The organism is Aestuariivita sp. (assembly GCF_049276915.1).
Lineage (GTDB): Bacteria > Pseudomonadota > Alphaproteobacteria > Rhodobacterales > Rhodobacteraceae > Aestuariivita.
Map to the genome: position 1 here is coordinate 1 of NZ_JBASXK010000057.1, position 8,371 is coordinate 8,371.

The window sequence follows — 8,371 nt, forward strand, 5'->3', positions numbered from 1 at the left end:
GCTTTGTGGGCAACCGCGCATATTCCGACCGACGCCTGCGTCGTGTTCTGCAAACCAAGCAGGCGGGCCTTCTGCGCACCTTCATTCGCGCCGATACCCTGATCGAAGACCGGATCGAGTTCGACAAGCAGGTCTTGACCGATTTCTACCTGTCGCGCGGCTATGTGGATTTCCGCGTCAACAGCACCAATGTCGAACTCACCGAAGAGCGGGACGGGTTCTTCCTGGTGATCAATGTGCAGGAAGGTCAGCAGTTCAAATTCGGCCAGGTGTCGACCCTGAGCGAATTCCCCGGCGTCGACGCCGGCCCATATCAGGAGTCCATGCGCATTCGTCCCGGTGTGGTCTATTCTCCGGCTCTGATCGAAAGCACCATCGCCCGTATGGAGCGTCTTGCCGTGCGCGACGGCGTGGATTTCCTTCGGGTTGAACCGCGCGTTGTGCGCAATGATCGCGATCTGACACTGGATGTGGAATTCGTTCTGACGCGCGGCCCGCGCATCTTTGTCGAGCGGATTGATATCGAGGGCAACACGACCACCCTCGATCAGGTGATCCGCCGCCAGTTCCGCGTTGTGGAAGGCGACCCCTTCAACCCGCGCGAGATCCGTCAGAGTGCCGAACGAATCCGCGCGCTTGGCTTCTTTACGGATGCCGCTGTGGATGTGCGCGAAGGATCGAGCAGCGATCAGGTGCTGGTGGATGTCGAGGTGACGGAACAGCCGACGGGCTCTTTGAACCTGGGTGGATCATTTTCGCGCAACGATGGCTTTGGTATTGCCATCGGTCTGACCGAAAGAAACTTCCTAGGCCGTGGCCAGTCCATTGGCTTCAGATGGGCGACCACGGAAGACAACGCGGCCTATACAGTCTCCTTCTCTGAACCCGCGCTTCTTGGACGGGATCTGAGGTTTGATCTGGGCGTTGGCTATACGGAAGAAGATTCCAACTTTGCGGCCTATGACTCCGAACGCGTCTTCTTCCTCCCGCAACTGACCTTCCCGCTGGGAGAGCGCTCGCGGCTGTCGCTGCGCTATTTCTACGACGATACGGAAATGCTGACGCGGACCGGTGCCATCACCAGTGCCACCATCAACAACGAGATCGCTCAGGGTGCTTTGTCCTCGTCGGGTCTGGGCTATACCTTCGCCTTTGACAGCCGCTTGTCCGGACTGGATCCGAACGCGGGTGTGCTGGTTGAGCTGTCACAGGATTTTGCCGGTCTGTCGGGCGACAACCAATATATCAAGACCACTGCAAAGGTGATTGCGCAAAGGCTTGTTCTGAACGAAGAGGTGACACTGCGCGCCTCGTTCGAGGGCGGCGCGCTGGCATGGAGGGGAAATACCTTCAGCCGGATCACCGATCGTTTCCTTCTGGGCTCGTCGATCATGCGTGGCTTTGAACCGGCAGGGATCGGTCCGCGTGACCAGTCAGGCGGGGCCGATGATGCCCTGGGCGGCAACCTCTATGCCGTCGCGCGCTTTGAGGCGGAATTCCCGCTGGGCCTGCCCGAAGAACTGGGGATCCGGGGCGGTTTGTTTTATGACATCGGCAACCTTTGGGATCTGAGCAACGTCAATACCGCAGGTGGCACGATCGTCGGCGAATCCGGCTCGGCGCGTCAGGTCATCGGTCTGTCGGTGTTCTGGGACACGCCGATCGGTCCGTTGCGCTTCAACTTTACCAATGCCCTGAGAAAAGAATCCTTCGACAAGGAACAGTCCTTCGACTTTACTTTGTCGACCCAGTTCTGAGGCCGGACATGCGCCGGAGCGGATCCGTAAGCCTGCCGATCCGTATAGCGGTTCTGCTTCTGGCGTTATGCGTCTTGCAAACGCCGGGGGCGCAAGCCCAGCAGTTCGGCACCATTCAAAGCCCGATCCTGACAATCGAATCCGATCGGCTTTTTTCCGGATCCGAATTCGGCAAGCGTGTCGCGCAGGAACGCGAAGCCGACAGTGCCGTGCTGTCGGCTGAAAACCGGCGTATCGAGGCGCAACTGACCGAAGAAGAGCGCAGCCTGACCGAGCGGCGCGCGACAATGGACCCCGAAGCGTTTCGCGCGCTTGCAGATGCGTTTGATGCCAAGGTGCAGGAAATTCGCCGCACGCAGGACGCGAAAGCCCGCGACCTCAGCCAGCGCGGAGAAGCGGATCAGGTGATTTTCCTGCAGGCCGTGGTTCCGGTTCTCGAACAACTGATGGCGGATGCGGGCGCTGCCGTCTTGCTGGAGCGGGGCAGCGTGTTCTTGAGCCTGAATGCCACGGATGTGACCGATCTGGCTATCGAGCGGATCAATTCCGCCATCGGCGATGGCCAACACCTAGAGCGCCAATAGCCACGGCTTGCTCTGGGGCGGGGGGCTTGATACTCAACGCGGGCAATAAAGACCAAGGCGGACCAGCAAATGTCATCAGAGCTCAAACGCGCGGATATCGGGTTGATCCAGCGCATCCTTCCTCATCGTTATCCGTTTCTTCTGGTGGACAAGGTTGTCGATATCGACGGCTATTCGTCAGCGCTTGGCATCAAGAATGTCAGCATGAACGAGCCTCATTTCCAGGGCCACTTTCCGGGTAATCCGATCATGCCGGGTGTGACCATCGTCGAGGCCATGGCGCAAACCGCCGCCGTGATGGTGGGCATTGCGCTGGACTATGTGGATCGCGAAATGAAGGTCTATTTCATGGCGATTGATGGGTGTAAGTTCCGACGCATGGTCGTTCCCGGAGATGTGCTCGAGATGAAACTCACAACAACCCGGGGCCGTCCGGGCGGCAAGGTCTGGCGCTTCAAGGGCGTGGCCACTGTCGAGGGCGAAATGGCCGCCGAGGCGGAATTCACCGCGATGATGGACATGAACGGCTGATGGGAAAATCTGCGCAGATCCATCCCAGCGCGGTAATCGAGCCGGGCGCACAAATCGGACAGGGCTGTATCATCGGCCCCCTCTGCGTGATCGGCTCCGAGGTGGTTCTGGGTGACCGGGTCGAGCTGAAAAGCCATGTGGTGGCGACAGGCGACACGGTCATCGGCGAAGACAGCGTCATCTATTCCTTTGCGGTCATTGGCGAAGTGCCGCAGGACAAGAAGTATCGCGGCGAGAAAAGCTCTCTGCGCATCGGGGCGCGCGCGCGGATCCGCGAACATGTCACGATGAACGCCGGGACCGAAGGCGGCGGCGGCGTGACGCGCGTGGGCGACGACGGGTTGTTCATGGCCGGTTGTCATATTGCCCATGATGCGATCATCGGCGATCGGGTGATCGTGGTGAATTCGGCGGCAATAGCCGGTCATTGCATTCTTGAAGACGATGTGATCGTCGGCGGGCTCAGCGGTATTCATCAATTCGTGCGCATCGGGCAGGGCGCGATCATCGGCGCTGTGACCATGGTGACAAATGATGTGATTCCCTATGGTCTGGTGCAGGCACCGCGCGGCGAACTGGACGGGCTGAACCTTGTCGGGTTGAAACGCCGGGGCGTGTCGCGCGCCGATATCACGGCATTGCGTGCAGCCTTCCAGATGCTGGCACAGGGCGAGGGCACGTTTCAGGACCGCGCGCGCCGCATGGGCGAGGAACATGACAGCGACTATGTGCAACAGATCGTGCGCTTTGTTCTGGGCGACAGCGACCGGTCGTTCCTGACCCCGAGTTAAGGTCATGGCGCAGGCGTTGATCTCAGGGCGCGGTGCGCTGCCTGCGGCGGTTGCCGCCGAGATGGAGGCACCGCTGGTCTGCACCCTGATGGGCAACATGCCCGACGGTCTGGAGCCCGAGATCATCTTTCGCCTCGAACATCTGGGCAGCCTGATCGAAACGCTCACATCCCGTGGCATTCGCGAGGTCTGCTTTTGCGGCGCGGTCAGCCGTCCCGAAATTGACATCGCCCAGATTGATGCAGCCACCATACCTTTGGTGCCGGTGTTGCAACGGGCGATCCAGCCGGGCGATGATGGTGCCTTGCGCGCGATCATTCAGGTGTTCGAAGGGGCGGGCTTCACCGTCAAGGGGGCCCATGAGATCGCGCCGATCCTGCTGCCGCCTGTGGGCACGCAGACGCAGGTCTTGCCGGACGGGGCGATTGACCGGGAAATGCGGCTGGCCCGACAGGTTCTGGCCGAGATGGCCGCGATTGACGAGGGTCAGGCCTGTGTGATCCGCGCTGATGCGGTGCTGGCGCGCGAGGATGCGCGCGGAACTGACGCGATGCTCGCGGATCTGGCCAAACCGCGCAGTGCGCTGATGCCGCCTGCGGATGATCCGTTCAGTTGGGTGATGGACGGCGTGGGCGAGGTGCTGGATGAGGCAGCGGACTGGCTGTCAGGGGAAGCCGCCGAGAAAGCCCGTCGCAAGGGGGCCGGGGGCGTGTTGTTCAAGGGCCCGAAACCCGGTCAGGATCGCCGCGCTGATCTTCCGACGATTGGTCCTGCCACGATCCGGGGGGCGGCGCGCGCGGGTCTGCGCGGCCTGGTTCTGGATGCAGGCGGCGTGATGGTGCTGGAGCGCGCCGAGGTGCTGCGCCTGTGTGATCAGGCCGGGCTGTTCCTGACAGTGCGTGAGATCCTCTGATGCGCGTTTTTCTGATCGCCGGTGAGCCGTCCGGCGACCGGCTGGGCGGGGCCCTGATGGCGGGGCTGCGCACCCTGTTGGACGATGGCCTGCACTTTGAGGGCGTGGGCGGGCCGCAGATGGCGGCGCATGGGCTTCACAGCCTGTTTCCCATGGAAGAGCTGAGCGTCATGGGTCTGGCCGAGATCCTGCCCAAGTATTTCGAGCTCAAACGCCGCATCGCACAGACCGCCGAGGCAGTGATCGCGGCAAAACCCGATGTTCTGATCACCATCGACAGCCCGGATTTCTGTCTGCGCGTGGCCAGGCTGGTCAAGGCGCGCTCGGATATTCGCACGGTGCATTACGTGGCTCCAACCGTCTGGGCCTGGCGTCCGGGACGCGCGCGCAAGATGGCGCGCGTGATTGATCAGGCGCTGGCCCTGTTTCCGTTCGAGCCGCCCTATATGCAGGCCGCCGGGATGGAATGCGATTTCGTGGGTCATCCGGTTGTGGCCGAAACCGTGCCGTCACAGGCAGATGCCGCAGCGTTTCGCGCGCAATACGGGCTGGGAGACGCACCGCTGATGCTGGTGCTGCCCGGATCGCGGCGCGGGGAAGTGGGGCGGCTGGCGGCACCCTTTGGCGATGCCTTGCGCCTGTTCATGGCGGATCGGCCCGAGTGGCGGATCGTGGTTCCGGCCGCGGCTCCGGTGGTCGATCTGGTGCAAGAGGCCGCGCGGAACTGGCCCGGAGCGCCGATCCTGATCGATCCGCGCGAGATGCGTGCCGAGGATGCCGCACAGGCCAAGCGCGGTGCCTTTGCGGCGGCGGAAATCGCGCTGGCCGCCTCGGGCACCGTGTCTCTGGAACTGGCGGCGGCGCGCACGCCCATGGTGATCGCCTATCGTTTCAACACGCTGACTTGGCACATCATCAAGCGGATGATGCGCGTGGATACGGCAACGCTGGTCAATCTGGTCTCGGATACCCGCGTGGTGCCGGAACGGTTCGGGCCGGAGTGCCGGGGCGATCTGATTGATCAGGCGCTGCGCGCTGTGATCGCCGATCCAGAGGCGCAGGAAGCCGCCATGGCGCTGACGATGGATCGGTTGGGGCTGGGCGGTGAGGCACCGGGCCTGCGCGCCGCGCGCGCGGTGCTGGACGGTTTGGCTCAGTAGCCGCGCCAGATCCAGCCACCGCCAAAGATGCGGCTTGCGTCGCTTTCATAGAACACGCAGGCCTGACCCGGTGACACGCCTTCTTCGGGCGAGATCAGTTCGACCTCGGCCTCGGTTGCCGACAGCGGGCGGATGATGGCCTCATGCGGCGGGCGGGTCGAGCGCACGCGCACAGACACATGCCACTCCGGGCGGCTGTCAAAGGGTTCATCCCCCAGCCAGTTGATCTCGCGCACCGGGACGATGCGCGTGGCCAACAGCTCCTTGGGGCCGACGACGACCTGTTTCCTGTCCACGTCCAGACGTACCACGTATAGCGGATCGCTGAGCCCGCCGATGCCCAGACCGCGCCGCTGACCGACGGTGTAATGGATCACGCCACGATGAGTGCCCAGCACATTGCCATCGGTATCCACGATGTCGCCCGGATCGGCCGCGCCGGGGCGCAGTTTCTCGATCACCGAGGCGTAGTCGCCATTGGGCACAAAACAGATATCCTGGCTATCGGGTTTGTCGGCCACGCTGAGCCCGTATTGGGCGGCCAGGCTGCGGGTGGCATCCTTGGAGGGCAAATGGCCCAGCGGGAAGCGCAGGAAATCCAGTTGTTCGCGGGTGGTCGAGAACAGGAAATAGCTTTGATCGCGGTTGGCATCGGCGGCGCAGTGCAGTTCGGGGCCGTTGGGGCCATCCTTGCGCTGGATGTAGTGGCCGGTCGCCATGCAATCGGCCTCAAGATCGCGGGCTGTTTCCAGCAGATCCTTGAATTTCACCCGCTCATTGCAGCGGATGCAGGGCACTGGGGTCGCGCCCGCCAGATAGCTGTCGGCGAATTCGTCGATCACGGCATCCTTGAAGATGTTCTCGTAATCCAGCACGTAATGGGGAAATCCACGCTCTTCGGCCACGCGGCGCGCATCATGGATATCGATGCCGGCGCAACAGGCCCCTTTCTTGGCCAGAGCCGCGCCGTGATCATAAAGCTGCAGGGTCACGCCGATGACATCATAGCCTTCTTCGGCAAGATGAGCGGCGACAACCGAGCTGTCCACACCGCCGGACATGGCCACAACCACCCGCGTTTCAGCAGGGGGTTTGGCAAAGCCAAGCGAGTTCAGCGTGCCGGGTCGGTCAAGCGCCATCACGAAAGTCCTTTGAAACGCGGGGGTGTTGATGCGGAATATAGGAAAATCCTATGCAGTCTCAAGTGCTGGTTTCACTCCCTGTTAAAGGTCCTGTCTGAATATGGCCCTCGCGAACACAGGAAGCAGCGCCATGTATCTGAAAAAAGTGAACGGACCACGCACGGTCACATTGCCGGACGGAACGGTGATGACCCATGCGGATCTACCCGAACCCGGAACCACCCGCTGGGTCGCCTCGCGCAAGGCGCGCGTGGTGCGCGGGGTGCTTTACGGGTTGATCACGCAAGAGGATGCGCTGGCACGCTATGGCATCAGCCCGGATGAGTTTCAGGAATGGCTGGTGGCGGTTTCAGAACATGGTGAAGAGGCCTTGAAAGCGACGATGATCAAAAAGTATAGACAACCATAAGTTGTATATGAGATAAATGTTAAATGCTTAACTTGTGATTAACATTTTTTCGACACTGTGCCTGCAAGACATTGGGGAACTTGAACGGAGATAGCAGAATGCGCGTCCTTTTGGTTGAAGACGATCCGACAACGTCAAAAAGCATCGAACTGATGCTGACGAATGCGAACCTGAACATCTATTGCACCGATCTGGGTGAAGAGGGCATCGATCTGGCCAAGCTGTATGATTACGACCTTATTCTTCTGGATCTGAACCTGCCGGACATGCATGGCCATGACGTTCTCAAACAACTGCGCATGGCGCGGATCGAAACGCCGATCCTGATCCTGTCGGGTGGAGCCAAGAAACGCTGAAGGCAAAGCGCGCACGCAAAGAAGCGCCGCCCTCAATCAAAGTCAAAGCAATTCACCTGACGCGGTACCGCGAAATGGCTGAATACGTGACAGCCAATGGCAACAACGTTTGCGACATGCCAAACGCAGGCACGAAACAAGCCGCGCAAGACCTTCTGAAATAAGAAACCCGCCGCACTGAGAGGACAGCGCGACGGGGAAAAGAGAAGTGCATTTTTGACAAGCAATATATAGCACACCCGCGCACCGCTGTCACCAGAAGCGGCCTCAAATTGAGGTCACATCGAGATGACAAATATCGCCCTGCATCAGTACGATCGCACCGATCGTGATGCCTACTACACCTTAGAAGCCGACAGGCTCATCCCAGCCCTGCACCGCCACGTCGGCATCGCAGGCAAGGTTCACGAACCTGCCGCAGGCCAGCGCCACATGGCCATTGAGCTGGAAAAGATCCACGGCGTGACCGGCGTTGTCTGCAGCGATATCCAAGCTGCGCCCGGCGTCATCCAAATGCCGATCGAAGCCATCGCTGGCGATCTGGACGTTGACTGGGTTGTCACCAACCTGCCGTTTCGCGGCCAAGATGAACTGATGGCGCATTTGCTGGCCGTCTATCCGCAGGCCCGGCATGCCTACCTTGTGCGCAGCGCATTCATAGCACCCGCCAAGCGTGACGCCCTGATTCATAACAATCCGCGCTTTGCTGGCTCCATCGTCATCAGCAA

General features: G+C 61.0%; 9 protein-coding genes and 1 pseudogene. 9 read left to right on the forward strand and 1 reads right to left on the reverse strand.

Going from position 1 to position 8,371, the window contains the following annotated elements:
• The 6 genes from bamA to lpxB all read left to right on the forward strand — a co-directional run.
• The coding region (bamA, locus tag WAO69_RS06080; protein ID WP_422177160.1) for an outer membrane protein assembly factor BamA at nucleotides 1–1,757 on the forward strand (1,757 nt) is incomplete at its 5' end.
• An 8-nt stretch (nucleotides 1,758–1,765) separates the two neighbouring features.
• A complete protein-coding gene (locus WAO69_RS06085) occupies nucleotides 1,766–2,341 on the forward strand; it encodes an OmpH family outer membrane protein (RefSeq protein ID WP_422177161.1) in 576 nt (191 codons plus the stop codon).
• 69 nt (nucleotides 2,342–2,410) lie between these two features.
• Nucleotides 2,411–2,872, forward strand: a complete 462-nt coding sequence (gene fabZ, locus WAO69_RS06090; protein ID WP_422177162.1) for a 3-hydroxyacyl-ACP dehydratase FabZ — start codon at nucleotides 2,411–2,413, stop codon at nucleotides 2,870–2,872.
• The gene (gene lpxA / locus WAO69_RS06095; RefSeq protein WP_422177163.1) at nucleotides 2,872–3,663 is read left to right on the forward strand and encodes an acyl-ACP--UDP-N-acetylglucosamine O-acyltransferase; all 792 of its coding nucleotides are present in this window, start codon (nucleotides 2,872–2,874) and stop codon (nucleotides 3,661–3,663) included. The genes fabZ and lpxA overlap by 1 nt, the downstream gene beginning before the upstream one ends.
• 4 nt (nucleotides 3,664–3,667) lie before the next feature.
• Nucleotides 3,668–4,576, forward strand: a complete 909-nt coding sequence (locus tag WAO69_RS06100) for an LpxI family protein (protein WP_422177164.1) — start codon at nucleotides 3,668–3,670, stop codon at nucleotides 4,574–4,576.
• A complete protein-coding gene (gene lpxB / locus WAO69_RS06105; protein WP_422177165.1) occupies nucleotides 4,576–5,736 on the forward strand; it encodes a lipid-A-disaccharide synthase in 1,161 nt (386 codons plus the stop codon). The genes WAO69_RS06100 and lpxB overlap by 1 nt, the downstream gene beginning before the upstream one ends.
• Here lpxB and mnmA read toward each other — a convergent pair.
• The gene (gene mnmA, locus WAO69_RS06110) at nucleotides 5,730–6,875 is read right to left on the reverse strand and encodes a tRNA 2-thiouridine(34) synthase MnmA (protein ID WP_422177166.1); all 1,146 of its coding nucleotides are present in this window, start codon (nucleotides 6,873–6,875) and stop codon (nucleotides 5,730–5,732) included. The two genes, lpxB and mnmA, sit on opposite strands and share 7 nt — an antisense overlap.
• A 133-nt stretch (nucleotides 6,876–7,008) precedes the next feature.
• Here mnmA and WAO69_RS06115 point away from each other — a divergent pair, with 133 nt between their 5' ends.
• The 3 genes and pseudogenes from WAO69_RS06115 to WAO69_RS06125 form a co-directional block, all read left to right on the forward strand.
• Entirely contained in the window at nucleotides 7,009–7,287 is a 279-nt protein-coding gene (locus WAO69_RS06115) for a DUF1153 domain-containing protein (protein WP_422177167.1), read from the forward strand.
• A 98-nt stretch (nucleotides 7,288–7,385) separates the two neighbouring features.
• Nucleotides 7,386–7,625: pseudogene (locus WAO69_RS06120) on the forward strand (response regulator); the annotation flags it as partial.
• Nucleotides 7,626–7,931: 306 nt separating this feature from the next.
• Nucleotides 7,932–8,371, forward strand: a 440-nt coding sequence (locus WAO69_RS06125) for a hypothetical protein (RefSeq protein ID WP_422177168.1), incomplete at its 3' end; no start/stop codon positions are given.